Below are 24,194 nucleotides of genomic sequence, written 5' to 3'. Positions count from 1 at the left end.
TGTCAGAACATTACTTCATTATTTGGCAGCCGGATTGAGCGGCCCCCCCTGCGCCCCCTGCAGGATACGAGTCATCATCATCTTCCTGTTTCTCTTTCCGATACCATTGGAAAAAGACATAGGCCAGCATGGAGGCAAAGATTCCTTCCTGAATAAACTTCATTACAATGCCACCGACCTGCTGATCTTCTTTCGCAGAAGACAGGAAGTTAAAGAACGCAGGCCCACCGAATGAGCGAAGTAATGCCGTAGAATCTCCAGACACACAATACCGCATGGCTTCAGCCCATACGGCCGGGTTGCTGTACGTCTGATACAACGGCTCGGCCGCAAAAATAATCAATCCACACGCAGGGGTGAGCAGTACCATATTCAGAAAAATAAAACCGATCTTGGATAACCCCGATGCTTGTCTGCCTTCTGGCAATGGATTTAGCAATGTCCACCACATGAGCATCGAGGTGATGAACAATGCAATATAATACAACCGGTGAACGGTAAAATTCAGCATGACGTAATCATGTACAATCGGTAGGTGATACAGCGAGAACAGCCCGTTAAAGAGCACTGCCGCAACAATTGGATGAGCCAGGAACGATAGTTGGCGTGTAGGCAACCAGCGTACGATTCTGCGCCATACCCAGATCGGCAAACCTTTCATCATCAGCGGCGGGGCTACCAGATAGGAGAACGCCATGCTCACCATGTGGAAGCTAAACATCACGTGACCAAGCAAATTAAATGGTCCAGCTTGAGCCAGATACAGGACAAACAGCCCCGTAATAAACATGATTTTCTGCGCAGCAGTCGCAGATTCTGCATCCTTTATTTGCTCGCTTAACGGTCCCACAAGCACCAAATAAGCCGCAGCAATGATCAGAAATAAAGCCAATATAAGCGGACTCCATAAATCGTTGAAACTAAAATATTGCAACCCGAGCATACGGGAAACCTCCCCGTGACCTGATTTGGTTGTTGCCTTCATTTCGTTGTGAAGATTCATTCGCCACAAAGGGGAAAAGACGGCGGCATTGCGCCGCCGCCATCTCTTTTACCACCAGACCCAATAGAGTGCCATAATGATGCACGTAAAGGCTACGAAAAAGCCAAATGCCATGAACAGAATCGGCATCAAGTGCCCTTTGTCCTTCAAGTGCATCCAATAACCCAATTGAACGAATACTTGAAGAATAGCCATGACGAGCAAAATAATAATGATAAAGGTTGTGTTGACCCCTCCGGCAGAAGCAGCCGCAAACGCAATCAGCGTGAGAATAATGGAGAAGATAAACACCACGACGTGTTTCTGTGGCCCTTCCGTCCGGTGACGGTGTTTCACAGGCTGTTGATCTGTCTTATCCTGTGCCGACATGTGCTACCCCACCTTTCCGAGCAGGTACACGACCGTAAAGATGAACACCCAGACCACGTCAATAAAGTGCCAGTACATTGCGGAGACGTATACTTTAGGTGCGGTTACGACCGTCAATCCTTTTTTAAACAGCTGACCGATAATGATTCCGATCCACACAATACCAAAAGCAACGTGGGCTCCGTGGAACCCGACCAGTGTATAGAATGCTGAACTGAATGCACTCGTGGTCATGCCAAACTCTTTATGTTTCACATACTCGTAGAACTCGTAAATTTCCAGGGCGAGAAATCCCATACCCAGTACTACCGTGATGCCAAGCCACAACGCTAGTGCATCTCGCTTGCCCTTATGCATGGCCTGAATCGCAAATACACTTGTCAAACTACTGACCAGGAGAATGAACGTTGCAGCGGCCACAAGTGGCAGGTGGAACAGCTCATTCGCCGTAGGTCCATCATTGGTTTGGCCACGAAGAGCCAGGAAGGTAGCAAAGAGTGTACCGAACAGTACCGTCTCGCCGCCAAGGAACAACCAGAAGGCGATAAGCTTGTTACGGCCTTCCAGCGTTGCTTTCTCCGGTTCATGCGGCAATTTGTCGTTCACCGGTTCGGCATGTGAGGTTGTCATGTTCTAGCCCCCTTCTCATCCTGATCCTCCGGTTCAATATGCCAGCCATGATCATCATAAAGTGAACGAAGTGCCATTGCGCCAAATGTGATTACGAGACCAATAATAACTACAATATAATTGTTAAAAATGACATTCATAAATGCATTACCAAATTCATCCTTGCTGAACATCAAGCCAAGTCCCGCGATAAAGATACCTACTGACATTACAAACGGCAACGGCGTTGCTGAAGGCATATGAATCGAACCTACCGGTTCTGCCGGTGTCATCTCCGTATGTCCTGCCATTTTTTCCTTCCAATATGCATCAATTCCGCGTACCAGCGGCGTCTGCTTGAAATTATATTCCGGCGGCGGAGATGGAATAGACCATTCCAGTGTACGGCCGTCTTCCCACGGATCGTTTGGCGCGCCAGCCGGTTTTCTCATGGTGATTACGATGTTCGCGAGGAATAAGATAACTCCCACACCCATCAGAAATGCCCCGACGGAGCTGACCAGATTGAGCAGGTCAAAGTCCTGATTCGGCAAGTATGTAACGATCCGGCGCTGCATCCCCATCAGACCGAGGAAATGCTGTACAAAGAACGTTAATTGGAAACCGATCATAAATGTCCAGAACGTCCATTTGCCCAGTGTTTCGCTGAGAATACGTCCGAACATCTTCGGCCACCAGTAATGCAGTCCCGAGAACAATCCAAGTACAAGTCCCCCTACAATAACGTAGTGGAAGTGGGCTACAACAAAGTACGTATCATGGAACTGGAAGTCTGCCGGAGCAGATGCCAGCATAACGCCTGTAACACCACCCATAACGAAGGTTGGAACAAATCCAACTGCGAACAGGTTTGCCGCGGTAAAGCGGATCTGTCCACCCCACATCGTAAAGAGCCAGTTAAAGATTTTGATCCCGGTAGGTACGGCAATCAACATCGTGGAGATGGAGAAAAGCGCGTTGGCTACATTACCCAGACCTGTTGTAAACATGTGATGCGCCCATACCATGAAGCCCAGGAAGGCAATCAGGATGGTGGCAAATACCATGGAGCTGTATCCGAACAACCGTTTACGCGAGAAGGTCGGAATAACCTCCGAGATAATACCAAATGCCGGCAAAATCAGAATGTATACTTCCGGGTGCCCGAAGATCCAGAAGATGTGCTGCCAGAGTACGGGGTTACCGCCACCTGCGACATCGAAGAAATTCGCTCCCAGTATACGGTCAAACGTCAAAAGTACAAGCCCTACCGTGATGGCAGGAAAAGCAAAAAGGATAATGGCAGATGTAATAAATGTCGTCCATGTAAACATCGGCATCCGCATGTAGGACATGCCTGGAGCACGCATTGTAATAATCGTTGCGAGAAAGTTAATGCCCCCGATGAGCGTTCCCAGACCCGCGATCTGAAGACCGATGGTGTAGAAATCCACACCATGCGTTCCACTGTACTCACTGCCCGAAAGCGGCGTATATGAGGTCCAGCCCGCATCTGGTGCTCCGCCCATAACCCAGCTCAGGTTCAACAACAATCCACCAAACAGGAATGTCCAGAAACCCAACGCGTTAAGAAAAGGGAAAGCAACGTCCCGTGCCCCGATCTGCAAAGGCACGACAGCATTCATAATGGCAAAAATAAGTGGCATGACACCAAGGAAAATCATCGTTGTTCCATGCATTGTAATCAATTCGTTGAAGACCTGTGCCGATACAAAATCATTCATAGGCTTCATCAGTTGAATCCGAATCAAAATGGCTTCAATGCCGCCGATTCCAAAGAAAAATCCACCCGCAACCAAATAAAGAATGGCGATTTTTTTGTGATCGACGGTGGTGATCCAATCCATCAAGCCCCTGTACCTCTTGACGCTATGCGCATGAGCCAAGGTTGTGTACCCCCTTCTTCGTCCTTGCTGTTCTATTCATAGTCCAATTTGTAGTTGGCCAGATATTCGGCAATTCCGTCGATTTCTTCATCCGTCAACCCAAGATCTTTGGGATTCGGCATGGTATTGCCCGGCTTCACGGATTGTGGATCATGGAGCCATTCTTTCATGTTATCCAGTACCGGACTACCTTCTTCCTGTCCCTCGCGAGAATTCAGCAAAATGCCTGCGACAGATTCCTTGCCGCCGATTCCCGTCAGGTTAGGTGCAACCGGTCCACCTTGATCACCAACAGCGTGGCAAGAAAGGCAGTTTGTTTTGAACTTTTCGGCCAATTGAGTGTCTTCAGGAAGGACTGCGGGTGCTTTCATCTGGTTCACCCATCTGTCAAAGGATTCCTGACTCACTGCTTTTACCTTAAACTCCATGAAAGCATGCGATCTGCCACATAATTCGGCACATTTACCGCGGTAAACGCCTTCATTCGGTGCAGAGAAACTGAACTTGTTAAGTGTTCCATCCGGGTTTGTGTCCATTTTGCCCGCAAGTGACGGCACCCAGAAGGAGTGAAGCACGTCAGCGGTTTTTAATTCGAATGCGATTTTTGTTCCGGTCGGGATGATGAGATCTTGAGCGGTGGTTACGTCATATTGAGGATAAGTGAATTCCCACCAGTACTGATGTGAGGTGACTTGGACCTTAAGTGCATTTTTGTCATTGGACAGATCTTCGCCTTGGGCAAAAATCGTTTGGACCGTCGGTACTGCCAGAACAATAACCAGCAATAACGGAATGGCTGTCCAGATTACTTCCAGCTTGAAATTACCTTCAACCTGTTCGGGCATCTCAGTCTGCCCGGCTCGTCTACGAAACCGGATCAGAACATAGGCCGCTATGGCAAATACAATGATGAGCACCACGATCATAATGGCGATGGATAACTTCATCAAATCATATTGGCCTTGCGCTACAGGACCCTGAGGTTTCATTACCGACAAGTCTTCCCGCCCGCATGCGGATAGCAGCAAAGAGAACACCGCCAGCAAGGGGAGAATTCGCTTTGCAACCTGCCACTGTTTCATCATTGATCTACCCCACTTTTTTACGTTTTCGTAGATTACCGTTGTCGTTCGGTAGAAAGGCAACAAAAGTTACGTTTCAGCACGATACGCATAATCCTCTTCATCATACAGAACGCTTACAAAAATAACGCCTCCAGTACTCCCGTGTTTTCCTGCTCAGGGCATGTCTGCGCATTCTTCCAATTCATTCTATATGCTTCAATCACTTATTAAATATAAGTTGAGGGTATGATTTTGTCAATCTTTGGACACATGTTCACAAATTGTTCACTTTATGTAAAAAACCGCTCTACAACTTGATTTGCAAACGATTTCAGTTAAAAGTATTACACTCTACATTTGAAAATTTTTGCCAAATTTCGGTGATAAAACTCGATTTATTGGTGATTTTTCTCACATTGAAAACATGTGCTATTATGCAAAAGAAAGATCAGAATTTATGGAAATCCTCTTCCATATCCATTCAGAAGACATGCCTATCGCTCCATACCGCTATCTTCAAGCTCAAAACAGCATGGAGCATTTGGGAGAAAGTTCAACTCAAGTCCTCTTCTTCATTGACTTCATCTCACGTGCCATCGGTCAGAATTAAGGGGCCATTCCCAGTAATCGCAACCGTATGCTCATACTGGACCCCCCAGCTGCCATCTACTGTCCTTACCGTCCATCCATCTTCATCCCACACAACGGCCCCGGAACTGCCCTTTGTAAAGATTGGTTCAATCGTAATAACCATGCCCTCGGTGAGCATCGTGCCTGTTCTACGTTTGCCATAAGGTAGAACATTTGGGGGTTCATGAATATATTGACCAATCCCATGACCGATGAGAGGCTTCACGATCCCGTACCGATACAGTCTGGCTGTTCGTTCAATGGCACTTCCAATATCTCCGAGTGTATTTCCTGGAACTGCCTGGGAAATCGCCCGCTCAAGTGCCTTCTCCGTGCGTCTCATCAGCTTGCGAATGGATCTGCTTGTTTCACCAATTCCATATGTCCAGGCCGAGTCAGCAAGCCAGCCGTCTTTGTTCACCACCATATCGATGGTCACTACATCCCCACTCGCCAGCTCCTCTTCCCCCGGAAATCCGTGGCAGACCACTTCATTGACAGAAGCACACGTTGCGTACGGATATCCTTTATACCCTTTTTGCTCCGGTGTGGCTCCTCGTGCTGCCAGAAACTCTTCCACCCGCTCATTAATCTCTGCTGTCGTGATACCGGGGATCATCCACTGCTCAATATGCTGGTGACAACTTCGCAAAATTCGTCCAGCTTCCCGCATGTAGCCAATCTCTTCTTTTGTTTTCAAAATAGGGTCCACATGCATTCATCCTTCCCGCTGTAGGTGTACTCCCATATATATGCAGCAGGAACGCAAAAAAAACCGCCTGCCGGAGCTTATCGCCCGGGAGACGGTTCTATTCATTATCGGAACAGTATAATCAGAGTTGTGTGTTGTTTCAGGACACGGAAGAATCCATCTTGACAAGCTCATGCTCAACCACAGAAGTCAATTCTTCCTCGTATCCACCCGTAATCCGGTATTTTCTCACGTACTCCTTCACGAATTTTTTTGGATCTTTAGGACGGAAAATCCGAGTCATTTCCCTCAAACTTTCTTTGACCTCATTGTGACCTTTCGTTGCCATTGTAATTCCCTCCCAAAACGTTGAAAGTGAATGCTCCGTTTAGAGAATGCCGAATAAGTCTTAAATGCCATCCATGAAGTTGTGTGCGCGGCTTAAAGCAAGCTTTAGGTCGGGAACCTCGCTAGAAAGCAAGTACCTGACACTATAAATACCCGATATGATTCGGAATGAATCATAATCTTATTGTAGCATATTCGGAAGTATCTTACGACTTGACGATTTCCTCTAATAAATATAACGGTTTTCATGCCCAAAAAGTTTAATTCCGAATCATATGTTATGAATGCCACCATTCTATACGGAATTAATATATCCAGCATAACACTGAACTATTCGGGGGATATTATCACGGACAACCCATACAGTTAAATTAATGGTATCTAAAAGGAGGCGCCGTTTCATGGAACGCAAAGAACAGGATATGCTGCCCCTTTCACATGAAAAGGTGGAAGTGGATGGAGTATATATCAACGAAGCCGGACGTGAGGAACATCTGCATCGTGGGCAACACTTCCCGGCAGATCCCGTTCTCGGCAAGTCAGAATGGAAACTGACGGAGTATGCTTTTGATAATCACCACGAAGGACGTACCGATGAACGTTTGGTTCCCAAAGAAAATGATACTGATAAAATGGGCAAGATCACAAACCCTCGCAGACAGATCGAGGGCGGAAGATAATATTGTTTGATTTGTTAGTCAGATAAATTCACAGGTTCAGTTCTGTCCATCTCCTTCATAGCCTAGTAAAAAAGGTTAAAGGAGGCTGGACCGGATGTCCCCCATGAAATCGTCTAGCGGTCTGGATGAAAATATTGCCGGTATGCTCTGTTATCTATTTACCTTTGTAGGCGGGATTGTATTTCTCGCTGTGGAGAAGCGGAGCCGGTTCGTTCTATTTCACGCTTTGCAATCCGTGACCGTCTTTGGCATCATTATGGTCGGACATGTACTATCGGCTTTTCTTCCGTTGTTTGGGCCACTGGTGGCATCGCTGTTATCCCTGCTCGGTGTGGTGGTCTGGCTCATCATGGTGGTCACCAGCCTGCAGGGGAAATGGCTAAAGCTGCCTTGGGTTGGCGATTTCGCAGAGAAACAGATGCGTCATCTGTAACTTTAGGAAGACATGATCCAAAAAAAGACGATCCATCCCCTTTAAAATGGGGGTGGATCGTCTTTTTGATTATATATCTGGCTTGAACTTGAACATATATTCGTTGTTTCGCATGTAAAAGTGACTTGTTCATGTGGTTGAACATTCACAGTATAAATGATGTATGCCATAAACCATTCATGCTGTATATTACCATGCATCAACCTGCTTAAATATTCATCTTGTTAAGGTTAAATTACAAACCGTTAACATAACAATCATGCTGAATTATAGGTCTAGTTCGGCTATTAAGCCGACTTGCCTGTTTCTCCAAGGATGGCATCAGCCTGTTGTTCAGCCATCTTGGCGGCTGTTTCCTGGGTTCCCAGACCGTTGAACAGCAGATTCATGAAGATTGCCGTGAAGCTGCCTGCAATGATACCATTACCAAGCATAATCTGAGCCCAGGCCGGTGCACCTGCGAACAACTCAGGTACAACGGTAACCCCAAGCCCCATACCTACAGAACAAGCGATGACAAACAGATTCTCATGTCGGTTCAGATCAACCTGACTGCCGATAATTCGAATGCCTGATGATACCACCATGCCAAACAAGGCCACCATGGCTCCGCCAAGAACCGCCCCTGGAACGAGCTGTGCGAGGGCTGCAATTTTGGGTACAAATCCAATGACCACCAGGATTCCACCAGCCACCACAATGACATCACGTGTCTTCACACGTGTCATCTGTACCAGCCCTACATTTTGCGAATACGTTGTATACGGGAATGAGTTGAAAATACCACCTAACACAATGGCCAGGCCCTCTGCACGATAACCGCGCGCCAGATCCTTGGAAGACAGATCTTTGTCCAGGATTTTGCCCAAGGCCATAAATACACCTGTGGACTCTGCCACGCTGACAATCGCCACCAAAATCATCGTCAAGATCGGTACAATCTCAAAGGTCGGTCTGCCGAAGTAAAACGGCTGAACAACGTGGAACCAACTTGCATCGCGAATAGGAGCAAAATTAACCTCGCCCATAAACCCAGCCGCAATTGTACCTACGAGCAGACCAATCAATACTGAGATGGAACGGATAAAACCTGTAGTGAATCGAGTCATTAAAATAATAAAGACCAACACACCGAAACCGAGCAACAAGTTCACTCCGCTGCCAAAATCTTCTGACCCCTGACCGCCGCCCAGATCGTGGAAAGCAACTGGGATCAGAGTCAGACCAATAATGGTCACAACAGAACCTGTCACTACTGGAGGAAAGAGCCTGATGAGCTTCCCAAAGAGTCCGGAGAAGATCAATACGAACAGTCCTGAAGCGATGATCGCTCCGTAAATGGCAGATACTCCACTGTTCATCCCGATTAGAATCATCGGAGACACGGCCTGGAATGCACAACCGAGCATAACAGGCAGCCCTACGCCGAAATATTTATTTCCCCATACCTGAAGCAATGTAGCCACACCACATGCAAGCAGGTCAATGGCAATAAGATAGGTTAATTGTTCCTGTGTAAAACCTAATGCGTTACTAACGATCAATGGGACAACGACGGCTCCTGCATACATCGCAAGCACGTGCTGTAGTCCGAGTGAGAACGTTTTGATTGGATGCCGATGCCGCTGAAAAATACGTTCGCGTGCCATATTAATTCGTGCCCTCCTCGTCCGCAAATGTAACCTGTCCATCCGACAGTGCCCCGATGCGAACCAGCGATTCCACACGGTATCCTGCTTCTTTCAGCAAGCGACCTCCCGGCTGGAATGCTTTTTCAATAACAATACCGATACCCACCACTTCTGCTCCAACCTGCTCCACAATACGAGCCAGACCAAATGCTGCTTCACCATTCGCCAGAAAATCATCAATGATCAGCACGCGATCACCAGGCTTCATGAATTTCTTGGCAACGGTAATTTCATTCGTCTCCTGCTTCGTGAAGGAGTAGACCTTCTCCACCAGAATGTCTTCGGTCAGTGTGAGCGACTTCTGCTTCCGTGCAAAAATAAGCGGTACGTTCAGCTCCAACGCGGTCATGATGCCTGGTGCGATCCCTGACGACTCAATCGTCAGCACACGTGTGATATTCTCACCTTCAAAGCGGCGAATGAATTCCTTGCCCACTTCCTTCATCAGAACCGGGTCCATCTGGTGGTTCAGGAATGAATCCACTTTGAGTACTTGCTCGGACAGGACGATACCTTCCTGTCTTACCTTGTCTTTTAACAATTGCATTGTAATTCTTCCCCCTGAATGCCCTCCGCAGAAGCTCACACGCTCTTCCAATCGGATGGTAAAAAAGCAAAAAGCCCGCCTTTTCACACGCTGCGGAATAACCGGAGACGGGAAAGACGGACTTGTACGTATATGGACAAGCCGTATGGATGCTGCAAGTGTACTGGATGGACCGAATGACAGGAATTCAATCCTGATATGAGAAACTTCAAACAGTGTAATCGGAAACAGATAAAAGCCACTTGAACCTGCTCTTCAGTGAAACTGTCTGAGAATGATCTCATGCCAACCATACAAAACATTGCAACATCTTTCCCGTAGTCCGATCATTCCGGTGATCGGGTAGAGACATGCAGGCCTATTCCTGCACATATACGAGTAACGGCATATTTAATTTTTTGGCTCCATGATTCGTTACAATGTATGATCGCGAACCTGAATGTACATGGTTAAACATAACTGACAATGTTAGAAGTATACCGAATCGGCGGCGTGAAATAAAGAAGTATTTTCATGGAAGTTGCGGAAACTTGTCTTAATTTGCAAACAGGGGGTGATAGGAATCATTTTTTTATGTACAATATGAGAACGGAAGCGCGGATCTGAACGGAGAATGGATGGAAACGCGGCCTATATTTTGAATTGAATGATCAAAGGAGATATGCAAACATGAAAGGCGTACTTAACGAATTCAAGGAATTTGCCGTCCGCGGCAACGTCATCGATCTGGCGGTCGGTGTCATTATTGGGGCTGCTTTTGGTAAAATCGTCACATCCCTTGTAAATGATATCATCATGCCCCCGGTTGGAAAACTGATGGGTGGAATCGACTTCAGTCAGAAAATCATCAACCTGGACCGGGATATCAAAACAGCAAACGGACAGGACATCACCACACTCGCTCAAGCCAACGAAGCTGGGGCTACCGTAATCGCTTATGGTCAGTTCATCAACGTCATGATTGATTTTCTTATCGTTGCGTTCTGTATCTTCATGCTTGTGAAGGGTATCAACTACCTCAAAAGCAAGGAACATAAAAAGCCCGAGCCGCAAAAAACGACCAAGGCTTGCAAGTATTGCCTATCTGAAATTCCAGCCGCAGCTACCCGCTGCTCGCACTGTACTTCAGAACTGGAAGCAGAAGGAACCGGCGCTCTAGCATAATCACAATGAACGCATAAAGACGCACCGAGTTGAATTACGGATATAAATCCTGATGCGGGGGACAACCTCTTACTTGCTAGGGTATATGTATGAAAAGCTAGCCATATGGGCTTCATTAACAAAGGTTGCGTAGCTTAATGGTTTGAAGGTTCCACCGTAAAGGTGGGGCCTTTTTTTGTGCCTAACATACATGCGTTACACGTGCTCCCCCATGAATGTCATTTGCAGCCATGCTCATGAACTAGAAACGGCGTGGCAGCAAATGCTCCAGAATCGACTTCAGATCTTTATCTTCCTTGTAAACTTCTTCCCCAGTATCAAGCTCTGTCACACGAATATATTCAAAGTTTGCCGAAGCATCCACTGGCTTGAACAACAATTGGGCCTCATCTTCCAAACGTACATTAAATCCCATATCCTTAAACATGCTGCTTAACTGACTGTTAGCCGGTTCCTGTCCTTGCCCTACAAATATAAGTCCTCTAAGACTTTTACGTTCCTGAGGTTGCGGATAAATCACCTGAAAGTGTACAATGCATTCCATACGATCGTTCCCCTTTCGTTTAAAACATACTTTGTGAAATTTCGAACTTTAAAATCTGCTATATAAGGAGATACGTTTCATGACCCCAGAACGTTTCGACATTTATGACGATCAGCAAAATTGGATCGGCACTTCACTACGCAGCGAGGTCCATGCCAAGGGATATTGGCACCGTTCATTCCACTGCTGGATTGTGCGTGACAAAGACGAGCAGCGACAGGTTCTTTTTCAGCGACGGCGTGATATTAAGGATACTTTCCCCGGATGTTACGACATTACAGCAGCAGGCCATCTTACCGCAGGTGAACAACTGCAAGACGCCAGTCGTGAGCTGGAGGAAGAACTGGGTGTGAATACTCCATTCGAGGCACTAACCTATCTACTCACGGCTACACAGCAGCTCCAAGGAGAGGTGCGTGGTGTCCCATTCATAGATCGGGAATTCAGCGCGGTCTATGGATTATGTCTGAACCAGCCGCTCGAAGCCTACGTTCTGCAGCCTAGCGAGGTGGATAGCCTGTATGAAGTGCCGCTGAATGATCTACTCGCTTTGTTTCGTAATGAGATCGACGTCATTCAAGCTACCGGAGTTCAGACTCACCCGTCTAGTGATCATGTAGCTGATGAACCGGAACGTATCGTTCGCGAGATTCGGGCAACGGAATTTGTACCCCATGGTACAGCTTATTATACGGATGTGCTCGAAGCTCTATATCACGTGCCCAAAGAGTGATCATGTAGGATCCTGTTCAACCCGATCCAGTTCAATCGAATGTTCATAGCTTCATTTTCTCAAAAATAGCATAACTTCATACCTTTACTATCGACTTGACTGGAAACAGATGCTGTGACGAACATCACTGTCATATCTCAAACCAGCACAAACAGGCGCCTGCCTTCGGGCAGCGCCTGCTTTATGTACACACGTATTCGTTTCATCAAGATAGGTACGTTTGTGCTGGCATGTTCACTCCATCTGAGGTGAATTAGTCGCCGATCTGTCTAGCTCTGGTCACCCTCTCCTGATGGAGAAGACCAATAACGTGCAGAGATTTCTTCGTACCGGTGCCCATAGCGTGACTCCAGTTCCTCACCCATATCCTGTTCCAGTTCGTACAACACCAGCTCTTGAGCAAAATGATTCAGCAGCAGTCCAGTCATTACCGGATGCTCCGTCACCACTGCCTGTGTGGCGCATGATTCCCCACGCATGCCCAGCATGCACCAGCGGCGATCGACCACCAGGGAAAATTTCCGACCATTACCTGTACCATACATAGGCATGCCTGGCCAAGGGACAGGCTGATCCAGCATGCCTTCACCACCATCACACGACCATAACAGCCGCACACCCCGAGCTTCAGCCTGCTGTAAGTCATTACGCAGCAGCTCTGCCTCTTCACGCCAGACGTCTACAACAATCTCATGCTGAGCCTCGGCCAATTCACGGCTCAGATTCTCAAACACATTTTTGTCCCCTTCGACGTTATAGAAGACAGGCTTTTCCGGTTCACTCTTGGGCATGCTGCTCTGAACATAATCCAGCGAGGTACGCATCTGATCGGAGATCATACGTGTCATCTCCTCCGGCTTCAGCACACTATACTTCGCCGGCTCCCCCGGACTGCACCGCAGGAAACCACGTTGTTCCAGCCGTTGCAGGGTCGCATATACATTGGAACGGGACACGCCCAGCCGCTTCGCAACCTCATATCCTGAAGCCGATCCCTGGCGGGCGAGTTCCACCATAATTTTAGATTCCATCTCGGTAAATCCGAGATGACGCAAATGATGCAGCAGTTGGTCCATATTCCCGTCCCCCCATGCTGTCAGCAACCCGCACTGCCTCACACTGATGCGGCAGTGCTTCTACTGCATCAGATCAGATCTGTTCAGCACCACAGCGCGGGCACCACTTCGAACCTTTGGGCAGCTCGGCTGCACAAATCTGACAATTCACCATTTCGCGTGAAACTTCGGTCTGTACGTCCACCGTGTTCACAATCGGGTTATTTTCCTTCCAGTAGCGGATGCGTTCGTCCAGTTCCTGCTGACGCTCGCGTTCCCGTTGCATCTCTTCATCTCTGCGGCGTTCCCACTCTGCATCGAACGCTTCCTTTTCTTCCTGGGTAAATTCCGTACTGTTATATTCCGATTCTGTCTCCAGATCGGCTATGGACGGAATGACTGTGTGATACGGCTCATCTTCCTCCAGTTCCAATTCTGGTGGCGCATCGTAGAAGTCCGGCTCCGGAGTTTGGGTCTGAGTTACAGCTGCCTCCTGTCTCGCGGCTGTGGTGGCTCCTGCGACTCCTGCTGCTCCTACTTTAGGCGCTGCTGTCTTGAGTTCACCCAACTTGCGTCCACATTTAGGGCAGAAGTTGGCATCCAGGGAAGCGACGTGTCCACACTCGCACAACCGTTCGTTCTTAAGTTGTGCAATCTTGTTGCGAAGGCCATCAATCTCGTCCTGCAATTCGTCGCACAGCTGCGACAGATCCACCATTTCTTTTTCCGCACGCGTCATATCCTGTGCCCGATAACCCTCATAGAAGATGCGACCCATATCTGTAAAATGGACTTCCTGTTCCTGTTGCAAGCCCACAATCTGGTTGTTCAATTTCCCAATCTCAACGGCGTGTTGGGCACGCTCTGTTGCTTTGTTCGCTCCGTCTTTGATGCGCTGAAGCAGTTTCATGACCATTCCTCCTCTGTCCCGTCAAAACCAATATTATCATTTCTATTTAGTAGTAAATTAGCATATTACATCCTTCATGCAAAATGCTCAGGCATATAACTTATACGATATCATGCCAAAAAGTTGCGTAATCTCGTGCAGGTGCCCGTTTTATACCGATACTGGATGAAATCGGGGGCTTTCGTCAAGACCATATGTTCGGGTATAATGAAGCTTTGACCATACTTAACCGCCTGATTAGGCGACTAACTCTATCATACCAATTTACAATGCGATTGTGAAAAGGGCAAATGGTTTACTTTTAGCCGGGATAGTCCTATCCCTGAATGCATACAGAGGTGGATGAAACATGTTAAGTCCGAACTCAACGTTCTACCCCCGTCCGCTCGGGGTTACCCCGGCGGCGTCCCTGCCCCAGTCCCCGTCTGCTCCGCTGGAGACCAGTCGGCAACTCGTGGGTAATGATCAACAAGATGCCTTTTATTTTCGTTCTCTGGAAGAGGCTGGTATTAAGCTAAATGCACCACAAATCTCGGCAGTCCGTCACGGCAGAGGACCGATCCTGACGCTCGCCGGAGCTGGTTGTGGCAAAACAACTGTACTGGCCGCAAGAGCCGGCTATCTCATAGAGGTCAGCGGCGTACATGCTGGCAGTATCCTGCTGGTGACGTTCACGAACAAAGCCGCCACCGAGATGAAAGACCGGATCGCCGCATTGCCAGGTATACGTCCGGCAGCCGCGAGAGCCGTGCAGGCTCGTACCTTCCACTCTTTTGCGCTGACATTGCTGCGTCATTATGGCGTGCAGGAAGAGATCTTTGGTGAGTCGCGAGCCCAGCATACGGTGCTGAAGATGCTTCTTCGCCAAAATGGCATGAGTGAAGCCTTCCAGCCTGAAAGTCTGCTGGCCATGCTGTCCGCATGGAAGATGCAAGGATCGGAAACAACCGACCTGCCTGAAAAATCACAGGAAGAACGTGATGCCAAGCGTGTTCTGCTTGGTTACGAAGCCTGGAAACAGGATCGCGGCAAAATGGATTTTGATGATATTTTACTACGGGCAGCCGCGCTGCTTCGTGATCCTGCTGTTCTGGGGCCGCTTCAGAAGCGTTTCCAGTACATTATGGTGGACGAGTTCCAGGATACCAACCATCTGCAATATGAAATTGTGCAAAAACTGGCTTCCGCTCACCGCAATCTGATGGTTGTAGGAGATGATGACCAGACGATCTATACCTTTAATGGCGCACGCCAGGAATCAATTTTGGAATTCGATAAAGTATACCCCGGCGCACGCATTGTGACGCTGGATATCAATTATCGTAGTGATGCACGCATTCTGGGACTCGGAAGTGAACTGGTCGCCCGTAATAAACGCAGACGTGACAAACGGCTGCGTGCTGCCGGAAACCGTGGAGATGCGCCTCGCTTCGCTACACCTTCCAATGCGGAGGAAGAAGCGGCATGGGTCGTGAATCAGCTCTGCCAACAGGTTGAAGAAGGGCAGCACACCTATCGTGATATTGCGATTCTTCATCGGACTGCCAGCAGCAGCCGGGCTGTATTTGAGCAGCTTGTGTTGAAAGATGTACCTTTTGTACAGCATGGGGCTTCTCCGGTGTTCTATGACCAGTCTCTCATCAGACCCCTGATGGATCATTTGCGTCTGTCTCTTGATCCACGTGCCATGGATGCTCTCCCAAGTGCGCTGGGACCGCTCTATGTATCACGGGATGCAGGGCTCGAGTGGATTCAGCGCTGTGAACAACAACAGGCGAAGAAATATCCGCTCATTCATCTGGTGAAATGGGACAAGCTGAAACCGTTTCAGCAGGAACAGGTCAAAGAACGCATCAAGCTGATCAAATCACTGCACAAACTAAAACCCATCATCGCCATTCAGGAGATGCGCAGGCAGTTCTACGACAAGTATATGGAAAGTGGTGATCCCAGCATCTTCACCCATTATAAGGAAACGATGCTGGAAACCCTGGATGAATTCGAAGCTGCCGTCAAAAAATTCGAAACGGTGGAAGAGTTCATCCAATTCGCGGATGAGCTCTCCCGCAGACACCGTGAGATGGAATCTCTGCGCCGCGCACAGGACAGTGACGCAGTGCAGCTGATGACCATTCACCGTGCCAAAGGACTGGAGTTCCCTTGTGTATACTGGATTGGAGCCAGTGAAGGCATTGTGCCCCACAGTACCGCACTACGTCAGGATATCCCCGAGGATCAGAAAGCTGCGCTTGCTGTGCAACAGACAGACGCCGAACTGGACATGGCGCTGGAGGAAGAACGCAGGCTCGCCTATGTTGCCATCACAAGGGCCAAGCAGTACTTGTATGTCACCTCACCCGCATCTCATCACGGAAAGCCAGCAGACGTGTCCCGCTTCTTGCTCGAAGCCTTCGGCATGGAAGTTCCGGACAAACGTAAACCTCGTGAAGAGAGCCGAACGAGCAGTCAGACTTCATATGGCAAAGGAAATACGCAGTATGCCCGCTCAGGCTCAGGTGCCCGTTCCGAAGGTCGGGATATGGCACAGCGCCGTGCAATTAGCCACAGTGACCGTCGTGACTACGAGGTCCACAACGAACGTGATGAGGATCGCCTCGGTGAACGGCGCGGTAGTGGGGAGATTCGCAACCATAAGGCATTCAGCACCACAGGTGTGAGTCCGACAGCTGCGAATTCCTCGAGTTCACATTCGCATACTTCAGGTTCAGGTAATGCTGAGCGTACAGAGACCGTTGCGGTCTGGAAGTGCAGTTCGTCCACCTGTAAAGCGTGGCTAAGACAGAAGCCGGCTGTGCCTTCTGCAAAAACAAACAAGAAGGTATCATCCGGCCCTCCCGCCTGTCCCCTGTGTTCAGGATCGATGGAGGCCGGCACCCGCCAGGTACCCGTAACGGGGAGATTTGGGAAATAAACGAAACTGGATACCGTTATAGCTCGTTTCAGGGCGCTTTTTGCTGTTTATTAACAGTAGAAGCGTCTTTTTTCCATTTCAGAATGGGGGTTGGATTATGCAGGACGGCAAACAACATCTGTATGTATCGGTAACTCATAACTTGATTGAACAAACAAAGAACGAATCTACACCCTTTGAGGTGTTGGTGGATGACGAACAGTTGGGCCGATTGAAAGATCTGATGAAGGTGCTGGAGGATGACGATGCCTATACATTGCAACGGGCTCCGGTGCCCTACAAATCGGCAGATCATGATGAGGCGACAGAGCAATTTTCGGATGGCATGACCTTGTTGTATACCTTTCTCTACGACCATGGCACGCCGGATTCGCGGCAGGCAATTGAAAGCATGAACGTGCTTCCAAGGCTGCAGGATACGGATTATGATGACCCTGGATACGAGAATTCACCACTGAATAAATGACCTGATGCCAAAAAGCATGCGTAACCGCAGATCACGCGGAAGACGCATGCTTTTTTTATATGATGAAGGACAACTGCCATGTAAAATGAACTCAATCCAGACGAATTTCCTGCCCTTTCTCAGCGGATTCGTAGATTCCGCACAGCATGCGTGTGGAAGCCACCCCATCTGCAATTGGGCTGATCGGCTCTGTACCGTTCAGACAACAATCCACAAAGTGGTCAATCTGGTTCTGGAATGCACTATGAATATGGAGACCCGTATTGTCCGTCTGGGGTTCAATATTCAGGATGGTATTATTTTTCTCCGTGACGATCAGTGTCTCCGGCTCCAGTTCGAACCCACCACGCTCGCCGTATAATTTCACAGAAGATTCATCTCCGCGTGCATGCAGGGTAAAGCTCACATCCACCGCCAGCGAAGCCCCGTTTTCAAACCGAATAAGTGCATTCGCCATATCTTCAACATCATTCACAGCTGCGCTGTAGTCGGCTGCTTTGTAAAAAGAAAGATGTTCGATATGGGCACGATTGCCCAGCTTCCGATACGTATTACCACTGACCGAAACAGGTTTCGGCCTGCCCATCAGATACCAGCATTGGTCGATAATATGTACGCCCAGATCAATCAGGGGGCCTCCGCCGGAACGGCTTTTGTCAGCGAACCAACCACCTGGATTGCCGTGACGCCGCAGAATGGAAGCTTTGGCATAATACAGTTCACCAAACTCCCCGGCATCAATGAATCTGCGCATCATCTGCATATTGTTGTCATACCGACGCACAAATCCAACGATAAAGGTACGTCCGCTCTTCTTCACCGCTTCTTCAATCCGCAGTGCATCTTCCACATTGGTTGCGACCGGTTTCTCCAGCAACACATGCTTGCCTGCCTCCAGTGCAGCAATGGCAAATTCGGCGTGTGTATTATTCCAGGTACAGATACTGACAGCATCCACATGCGGGTCCTCCAGCATCTCCCGATAATCGGTGTACACGGATTGAGCATCATACTTCTGTGCCGCAGCCTTAGCCCGCTCTTCGTTCAGATCACAGATGGCATAGATGACAGCATCCTCATTTTTGGCGTAACACCTCATATGAAGATCCGAGATGGATCCTGTACCGATCATTCCAATGTGCAGCATTTGTTTCGTGCTCATCATCGTCCTCCCTTCCTTTTCCACAACTTCCACAACATCACTATCGTCTAGTCTGCCCGCAGCATGCCTTCGTAAATACCCGGGGTTGAATTTTCGATCTTCACAGCACCCAATGTTCGGGCATAGAAATCCACAGGTCCCGCTGATCCGATAATCGCATAACCATAACCGTCCGCCTTCATCGCATGCATACAGGCCAGTAACAGGGCTGTTCCTACACCTTTGCCCCGTGCATCCTGGCTCACGCCTGTAGGTCCAAAGAAGTTGCGACATGTCGCTTCATAACAGGCAAATCCGATCACTTTCCCATGCTCAACGGCGATGTAACAGGACACGGGCTGACGTGCAAAAGCGACCTCACATTCATCCACCCAAGCTTGGCTAAAATGTGACCTCACCCAATCCAGTACAAGCTGTTTCTCTGGGGCAATGGCTCTTCGAATCACAATGGAGGATTCCTCCAGCTTTCTCAGTCCACTCTCTTGCTCCGGTAAACGATAGAGCGCTACCAACATATCACTCATCTAATCGGTTCCTCCTCGTACTTGAATGTGAAATAGGACAAAGGTTTGGCCACTTACCTGAAATTAACCTGATCCTGCTGCGGATAACCTGCAATACAAGCGATATTTCTAATTTAAAATAACTTACCGCTTACATTCATTGCATTTCAACTGCAACACTGAGACGATATGTCCCGTCTATTAACTTGAAGCGCGGCCCTAAGGAAGATTTTACCGCGTCAGTACACAGATTAGAAGGGATGAATATTGATGAACAACAACATGAAAAAAGTAAGTGCACTGATGGCCCTATCCATGGCATTGGGTGGTGGAGCCGCTTATGCAGCAACACTGGACAACACACAACCAGTCCATCAAACATCCGTTTCAGCAGATAGTAATGCAGCGAGTGTAGTAAACGTATCCGTGAATGGTGCATCCATCTCTGATGGTTATTGGAATAAGGATGGCAAAGTAGCCATGATCCCGCTGCGTGATCTTACGGACGCACTGGGTATTGAACTGGAATGGAATAAAGAAACTAAAACTGCAGAGCTGACTCGTGGTGCTCTCTGGACACAGGTAATCACAGGCAAGGATCAATATTCCGTGAATAAAATGCTGCTCACGCTGGGTACAGCGCCCGAAATCACAGGCGGCAAATTGTATGTACCGGTTTCTTTTGCTGAGAAAGCACTGCATGGACAAGTGAACACAACAGGAAATCAGGTGACGATCTCCAGTGAAGAGGACGTGAAGACGGTTACTGAACGTGGTGTCATTACCAGAATTTCGAACCAGGATAAATACAAGTCCATCCAGATTGGCGGTGCAGGGTTGGATGGCATCGTGCTCAATCTGAGCGATGAGACAAAATTCATCTCCGTTGAGGGAAAAGAGATTGCACTGACTGATCTGGCCATCGGCATGAACGTGGAAGCTGAGCATTCCCTGATCACTACCCGCAGTCTGCCACCACAAACGCCGACCTATAAAGTTACTGTACTGGATATGGCTACAGCATCTCAGGCACAACCTAAAGAGGTACTGGGTACAGCCGGTACGATTGAAAATGTAACAATAGCTGAAGGCAGCATCTCACAGATTGAGATCACAGGTACACGATTAACTGAAACGGCTCCTGACCATGTCGTGCTGAATATCGCTAAAGATACGCTGCTCGTGAATCACGAAGGCGAAACGGTAAAGGCCGAAGAACTGACTAAAGGAACTAAAGTGATCGGTTTTTACAGCCCTATGCTAACTCGCAGTTTGCCTCCAATCGGAACGGCATGGAAAGTGGTTGTTGAAACACCAGCAGCACAACCGGAAGCGAAATAAATCGATTAGAAATGCGACTGGCTGAAACACATGTTATATGTTGTTGCAGACGACCATTTGCATCGCTTAGCGCGGGGTCATGAGTGTGGAGCATCATAATGACCAGCCATCCGCCTGTAGTTCCTGGCGCGCTGTGTAATGAGTTTGGCGCATCAAGAGCTCAGCCGTGCGGCCAGGCGGCGAAGTCAATTCAAAATAACCTTATCCGCTTGTCTTTTGACAGGCATGGATAAGGTTGTTTTTTTTGATTTTGGTTTTGGTTTTGGTTTTGGTTTTGGTTTTGGTTTTGGTTTTGGTTTTGGTTTTGGTTTTGGTTTTGGTTTTGGTTTTGGTTTTTTAGAGTGTGTCTACAAACTGCTTCAAACCGAAGGGTATCTGGAACTTGTCCGGAGCAGACACGTGCGATGTGCACTGCATACGAAATACATTGCTTACCGAATGTAAGAGCAAGCGGCGTTAACGCTAACGAATCTGGGGCGTCTTATTCAAGGATTTGAAGCACCCGCCGAAATCTAAGGAATCTCACCGTCAGAATCAATCGGCTGTGACTTCATCTTCAACAATCGCTTCCACTTCAATCTCAACCATCAACAAGGGATCAATGAGTGCGCTAACTTCAACCATGGTGGCTACAGGCTGGATCTGTCCAAAAAATTCACCGTGTGCCTTGCCAACTTCCTCCCATCTGGAGATATCGGTCACAAACATCCGGGTTCTCACCACATGCGACATGTCAGCCCCCAGTTCTTTCAGTGCATTCTCGATCGTCTGCAAAACGAACCTTGTCTGTGCATACGGATCACCTGCCCCAACAACTACACCATCTTGCATTGCGGTTGTACCCGCCACTTCAATTCGGTTCCCTACACGGATGGCACGGCAATATCCCACCAACGGTTCCCATGGGGAGCCCGTAAATACCTGCTGTCTGCTCATTCTCTCGTCCCTCGCTTTGGTTGTATTTATCTATAATGCATACCTTAATTATATCAGCCCATTCGAATCCCGAACAAAAACTTAAAACTTAAAGCTGGCTGGTTCTTCTTCTTCGCACATATTTGATATACCAAAATTCGATGTACACAAAAAAAGTCCCAGGAAGGGCACCATCTGTTCAACAAATGATACACTTCCTGGGACCTCTTCATAACGAGATAGTATTAACTAATCAAATGGAAACCATAGGTTGGCCTGATTACAACTTGATATTCGCCTCATCGAAGTATTCTTCCAGAGTTAACCCACTCTTCGCCACATCCGGTGCCAAATCTGTACCGATGTACCGGATATGCCAAGGCTCATAGACGTACCCTGTGGTATCTTCTTCACCTTGCAGATAACGGATGACATATCCGTATTCTGCAGCGTGTTCAGCCAACCACTGGCCTTCCTTCGATGTGCCAAATACCTCTTCCAGCACATTGCCCACACTCGGGCTGGATACATCAATGGCAAGACCCGTCTGATGTTCGCTTCGGCCTGGAACAGAACTCACACGATCTGTGTATTCTTGACCTTTGGTTTTGACATTGTTGTTATAGATGGATACCTGACGCTGATATGAACGATAACCGGACACCGCACGAAGCTCAATGCCATCCGCTTTTGCACCTGCAAACAACTTCTCCAGTGCCTCCGCTGCTTCCTTGCGCATATGCCGCTTCTCGTGAGGTTCGTCGAAGGAGAACGGTACATTCGGCTCTACCAGATCGTCCGGCTCGTACCCGTCGGGCAAACTCCGTTGTTTGTTCACAATGACGGTCATAGACTCGGCATTGGTCACTACAGATTGTGCATCAATTGTCGTTTGCAGTGCGCTGATACTGCGTTTCTCCAGCAATGGATCTTCCGCGGTCGCGCCATTCCCATTGTCCGAAGAGCCCTGCCCTTCGCCCGCTGAAGCATTCCCAGACTCGCTATCCGTACCTTCGCCGTTGTTGCCAGAAGATGACGTGTCATCCCCGCCAGCATTGTCGCCATCCGTTCCTTTATCCTCCGTAAAATGAACCGTTGTGCCGTCCGTCTCCTGTTGTGTGTTACCTGTTCCATTCGGATTCTGGCTCTCTTCTGTGCCTGAACCGTTCTGGCACGCGGCAAGCAATGCTCCGCATATCATCAATGAGGACAGCATAACCACCATGCGGCGCTGTCTTCCTGTAGTTGATTTCATGTAAAAACTCCTATCGCAATAATATAAATGTTATATAGTTCTCAGCGTGCAATGTTCCCTGCGACAGTATACCTTAATTGGGAGCGAAGCTCCACCGGTAAAGACCTCCTTTAGAAGAGATCCGAATGAACATATACGGGCTGTACAGCCTGTATGATCGTTTTTTGGACTTTTAGAGCAATATCCCCATGCTGTACACAATAGAAGTGAAATGGGAATATGCCTTCATATATTCCATATGCAAAAAAGTGATTATACCGAGATGCACGTTACTAATGAGCATTGGCATTGTTGGATAAAGACAAAATTCATCTTGTACCGGGAAATGAATTAAATCGAATAATGCAACATGCTGCAATAAAAACAGCAGGGGTGATCTGAGATCTCCCCCGCTCTAATGGGTGCATCATTTGGTTGCCGGGCTGTCCGCCTTCTTCTGGACAGCCTGCCACATCCGCGCGGCTACACGCTCGCGGATCAAATCCAGCCCTGCGGTGGCCGGCACGCCCGGCAGCAGCGCCGTCAGCTCCGGCAAGGCCGGCGGCTTGCCCGGCCGCGTAAGGCGCACCTCAACGGCCCCAAAGCCCGGCCCCGGCTGGTGCATGGCGCCGTCCGCGGCGGCCTCGGCGATCCACTCGCCGACGGCCGCGCCGCCTTCGCCGCCCCGCACTTGCGGGCGGCCAGCCGTTTCCGCTGCGCGGCCGGGGCCGCTGGGATCATGGGCGAGTTCCTCCGCCCATGCCCCCAGCACGCCGGCGAGCAGCGCTTCGCGCGGCAGGCCGGCATGCGCCAGCTGCAGCAGCGGCTCGGCCGCGAGGCGCGCGGCTACGGCGCGCTCAGCGGCCGCGGCATGCGCGCAGCTCGGGCGGCCGCAGGTGCATGCCACGGCCGCGCTGGCCGTTGCTGCGCCTGGCGAGCCCTCGGGCGCTTGCGCAGCCGGCAGCAGCCCGGCAAGCTCAGCGGACGCCGGGCGGCCGCCGCGCAGCAGGGCGTACAGCGTCAGCGGGCGCTTGCGCAGTTGAGCCAGCACAGCCTCGCGCTGGGCTTCGCTCAGTCGCGCCGGCGTTCCCGTGACCGTGAACATGCCTGCGGCTGATCCGGTCTTGCCCTCAACAGCGGAAGCGGAAACGGAAACTTCCTGGTCCGCTTCCGCTGCTGTATTTACTTCTGCTGTCCACCCACCGGGGGACATATGCAGCTCGATCTTCCATTTTTCGCTCACAATAATCCCCCTTTCTCAAC

Annotated in this window: 26 protein-coding genes and 1 riboswitch; of the genes, 9 read left to right on the top strand and 17 right to left on the bottom strand. The window is 49.0% G+C overall.

Annotated elements, in window-relative coordinates:
• Nucleotides 1-10: 10 nt before the first annotated feature.
• The 7 genes from ctaG to MHB85_RS02995 form a co-directional block, all read right to left on the bottom strand.
• On the bottom strand, nucleotides 11-943 hold the full coding sequence (gene ctaG / locus MHB85_RS03025) for a cytochrome c oxidase assembly factor CtaG (protein WP_091018638.1): 933 nt from the start codon (nucleotides 941-943) through the stop codon (nucleotides 11-13).
• 108 nt (nucleotides 944-1,051) lie between these two features.
• Entirely contained in the window at nucleotides 1,052-1,372 is a 321-nt protein-coding gene (locus tag MHB85_RS03020) for a cytochrome C oxidase subunit IV family protein (protein ID WP_036613178.1), read from the bottom strand.
• Between the two features lie 3 nt (nucleotides 1,373-1,375).
• Complete coding sequence (locus MHB85_RS03015) at nucleotides 1,376-2,002, bottom strand: cytochrome c oxidase subunit 3 (RefSeq protein WP_047840264.1); 627 nt, start codon at nucleotides 2,000-2,002, stop codon at nucleotides 1,376-1,378.
• Nucleotides 1,999-3,849, bottom strand: coding sequence for a cytochrome c oxidase subunit I (gene ctaD, locus MHB85_RS03010; protein WP_373419873.1), 1,851 nt, complete (start codon nucleotides 3,847-3,849; stop codon nucleotides 1,999-2,001). Before ctaD ends, MHB85_RS03015 begins: the two co-directional genes overlap by 4 nt.
• Nucleotides 3,850-3,920: 71 nt before the next feature.
• A complete protein-coding gene (gene coxB / locus MHB85_RS03005) occupies nucleotides 3,921-4,973 on the bottom strand; it encodes a cytochrome c oxidase subunit II (RefSeq protein WP_047840266.1) in 1,053 nt (350 codons plus the stop codon).
• Between the two features lie 565 nt (nucleotides 4,974-5,538).
• Nucleotides 5,539-6,300: a type I methionyl aminopeptidase gene (map, locus tag MHB85_RS03000; RefSeq protein ID WP_091018635.1), complete on the bottom strand. Its 762-nt coding sequence runs from the start codon at nucleotides 6,298-6,300 to the stop codon at nucleotides 5,539-5,541.
• A 133-nt stretch (nucleotides 6,301-6,433) separates the two neighbouring features.
• On the bottom strand, nucleotides 6,434-6,622 hold the full coding sequence (locus tag MHB85_RS02995) for a hypothetical protein (RefSeq protein ID WP_017690840.1): 189 nt from the start codon (nucleotides 6,620-6,622) through the stop codon (nucleotides 6,434-6,436).
• Between the two features lie 400 nt (nucleotides 6,623-7,022).
• Between MHB85_RS02995 and MHB85_RS02990 the strand changes: the two genes are divergently transcribed.
• The gene (locus MHB85_RS02990; protein WP_091018633.1) at nucleotides 7,023-7,301 is read left to right on the top strand and encodes a transposase; all 279 of its coding nucleotides are present in this window, start codon (nucleotides 7,023-7,025) and stop codon (nucleotides 7,299-7,301) included.
• A 94-nt stretch (nucleotides 7,302-7,395) separates the two neighbouring features.
• Complete coding sequence (locus MHB85_RS02985) at nucleotides 7,396-7,734, top strand: DUF4870 domain-containing protein (protein ID WP_062837331.1); 339 nt, start codon at nucleotides 7,396-7,398, stop codon at nucleotides 7,732-7,734.
• A 287-nt stretch (nucleotides 7,735-8,021) separates the two neighbouring features.
• Here the strand turns inward: MHB85_RS02985 and MHB85_RS02980 are convergent, their stop codons facing one another.
• On the bottom strand, nucleotides 8,022-9,383 hold the full coding sequence (locus tag MHB85_RS02980; RefSeq protein WP_091018632.1) for a nucleobase:cation symporter-2 family protein: 1,362 nt from the start codon (nucleotides 9,381-9,383) through the stop codon (nucleotides 8,022-8,024).
• A 1-nt stretch (nucleotide 9,384) separates the two neighbouring features.
• Nucleotides 9,385-9,972: a xanthine phosphoribosyltransferase gene (locus tag MHB85_RS02975; protein WP_036613196.1), complete on the bottom strand. Its 588-nt coding sequence runs from the start codon at nucleotides 9,970-9,972 to the stop codon at nucleotides 9,385-9,387.
• Nucleotides 9,973-10,027: 55 nt separating this feature from the next.
• Here MHB85_RS02975 and MHB85_RS02970 point away from each other — a divergent pair, with 55 nt between their 5' ends.
• Together MHB85_RS02970 and mscL are read left to right on the top strand one after the other, a co-directional pair.
• Nucleotides 10,028-10,174 carry a hypothetical protein gene (locus MHB85_RS02970; RefSeq protein ID WP_192136455.1) on the top strand — a complete coding sequence of 49 codons (147 nt, stop codon included), beginning with the start codon at nucleotides 10,028-10,030 and terminating at the stop codon, nucleotides 10,172-10,174.
• Nucleotides 10,175-10,270: 96 nt separating this feature from the next.
• A riboswitch (purine riboswitch) is annotated at nucleotides 10,271-10,370 on the bottom strand.
• A gap of 271 nt (nucleotides 10,371-10,641) precedes the next feature.
• Entirely contained in the window at nucleotides 10,642-11,136 is a 495-nt protein-coding gene (gene mscL, locus MHB85_RS02965) for a large conductance mechanosensitive channel protein MscL (protein WP_036613199.1), read from the top strand.
• Between the two features lie 241 nt (nucleotides 11,137-11,377).
• On the opposite strand, the gene MHB85_RS02960 is transcribed toward mscL, so the two are convergent.
• Nucleotides 11,378-11,680, bottom strand: a complete 303-nt coding sequence (locus MHB85_RS02960; RefSeq protein WP_017690846.1) for a hypothetical protein — start codon at nucleotides 11,678-11,680, stop codon at nucleotides 11,378-11,380.
• Nucleotides 11,681-11,759: 79 nt separating this feature from the next.
• On the opposite strand from MHB85_RS02960, the gene MHB85_RS02955 reads away from it, so the two are divergent.
• A complete protein-coding gene (locus MHB85_RS02955; protein WP_091018629.1) occupies nucleotides 11,760-12,413 on the top strand; it encodes an NUDIX hydrolase in 654 nt (217 codons plus the stop codon).
• 269 nt (nucleotides 12,414-12,682) lie between these two features.
• Here MHB85_RS02955 and MHB85_RS02950 read toward each other — a convergent pair whose 3' ends face one another.
• Together MHB85_RS02950 and MHB85_RS02945 are read right to left on the bottom strand one after the other, a co-directional pair.
• Nucleotides 12,683-13,489 (bottom strand): TrmB family transcriptional regulator, encoded by an 807-nt coding sequence (locus tag MHB85_RS02950; protein ID WP_091018627.1) that lies wholly within the window; start codon nucleotides 13,487-13,489, stop codon nucleotides 12,683-12,685.
• Between the two features lie 73 nt (nucleotides 13,490-13,562).
• Complete coding sequence (locus tag MHB85_RS02945; protein WP_076329699.1) at nucleotides 13,563-14,378, bottom strand: zinc ribbon domain-containing protein; 816 nt, start codon at nucleotides 14,376-14,378, stop codon at nucleotides 13,563-13,565.
• A gap of 349 nt (nucleotides 14,379-14,727) precedes the next feature.
• Between MHB85_RS02945 and MHB85_RS02940 the strand changes: the two genes are divergently transcribed.
• Together MHB85_RS02940 and MHB85_RS02935 are read left to right on the top strand one after the other, a co-directional pair.
• Nucleotides 14,728-17,310: a UvrD-helicase domain-containing protein gene (locus MHB85_RS02940; RefSeq protein WP_091018625.1), complete on the top strand. Its 2,583-nt coding sequence runs from the start codon at nucleotides 14,728-14,730 to the stop codon at nucleotides 17,308-17,310.
• Nucleotides 17,311-17,407: 97 nt separating this feature from the next.
• On the top strand, nucleotides 17,408-17,776 hold the full coding sequence (locus MHB85_RS02935) for a hypothetical protein (protein WP_036613213.1): 369 nt from the start codon (nucleotides 17,408-17,410) through the stop codon (nucleotides 17,774-17,776).
• A 91-nt stretch (nucleotides 17,777-17,867) separates the two neighbouring features.
• Here the strand turns inward: MHB85_RS02935 and MHB85_RS02930 are convergent, their stop codons facing one another.
• Both MHB85_RS02930 and MHB85_RS02925 read right to left on the bottom strand, forming a co-directional pair.
• A complete protein-coding gene (locus MHB85_RS02930) occupies nucleotides 17,868-18,938 on the bottom strand; it encodes a Gfo/Idh/MocA family protein (RefSeq protein WP_047840275.1) in 1,071 nt (356 codons plus the stop codon).
• Between the two features lie 47 nt (nucleotides 18,939-18,985).
• On the bottom strand, nucleotides 18,986-19,462 hold the full coding sequence (locus MHB85_RS02925) for a GNAT family N-acetyltransferase (protein ID WP_091018622.1): 477 nt from the start codon (nucleotides 19,460-19,462) through the stop codon (nucleotides 18,986-18,988).
• Nucleotides 19,463-19,723: 261 nt separating this feature from the next.
• Here MHB85_RS02925 and MHB85_RS02920 point away from each other — a divergent pair, with 261 nt between their 5' ends.
• Together MHB85_RS02920 and MHB85_RS02915 are read left to right on the top strand one after the other, a co-directional pair.
• The gene (locus MHB85_RS02920; protein WP_341072354.1) at nucleotides 19,724-20,782 is read left to right on the top strand and encodes a copper amine oxidase N-terminal domain-containing protein; all 1,059 of its coding nucleotides are present in this window, start codon (nucleotides 19,724-19,726) and stop codon (nucleotides 20,780-20,782) included.
• Nucleotides 20,783-20,920: 138 nt separating this feature from the next.
• On the top strand, nucleotides 20,921-21,226 hold the full coding sequence (locus MHB85_RS02915; RefSeq protein WP_341072352.1) for a hypothetical protein: 306 nt from the start codon (nucleotides 20,921-20,923) through the stop codon (nucleotides 21,224-21,226).
• A 90-nt stretch (nucleotides 21,227-21,316) separates the two neighbouring features.
• Here the strand turns inward: MHB85_RS02915 and MHB85_RS02910 are convergent, their stop codons facing one another.
• The 3 genes from MHB85_RS02910 to MHB85_RS02900 all read right to left on the bottom strand — a co-directional run bounded on the left by MHB85_RS02910 (nucleotide 21,317) and on the right by MHB85_RS02900 (nucleotide 24,174).
• Nucleotides 21,317-21,718, bottom strand: coding sequence for a RidA family protein (locus MHB85_RS02910; RefSeq protein WP_074093334.1), 402 nt, complete (start codon nucleotides 21,716-21,718; stop codon nucleotides 21,317-21,319).
• Between the two features lie 259 nt (nucleotides 21,719-21,977).
• Nucleotides 21,978-22,952, bottom strand: a complete 975-nt coding sequence (locus tag MHB85_RS02905; RefSeq protein ID WP_341072350.1) for a M15 family metallopeptidase — start codon at nucleotides 22,950-22,952, stop codon at nucleotides 21,978-21,980.
• Between the two features lie 406 nt (nucleotides 22,953-23,358).
• Entirely contained in the window at nucleotides 23,359-24,174 is an 816-nt protein-coding gene (locus tag MHB85_RS02900; RefSeq protein WP_341072349.1) for a hypothetical protein, read from the bottom strand.
• Nucleotides 24,175-24,194: the final 20 nt, after the last annotated feature.

This window comes from Paenibacillus sp. FSL K6-4396 (assembly GCF_038002525.1).
GTDB classification, from domain to species: Bacteria; Bacillota; Bacilli; order Paenibacillales; family Paenibacillaceae; genus Paenibacillus; species Paenibacillus amylolyticus_B.
Note: the sequence above shows the minus strand (reverse complement) of the source record. Positions and strands in the feature narration are given on the sequence as shown.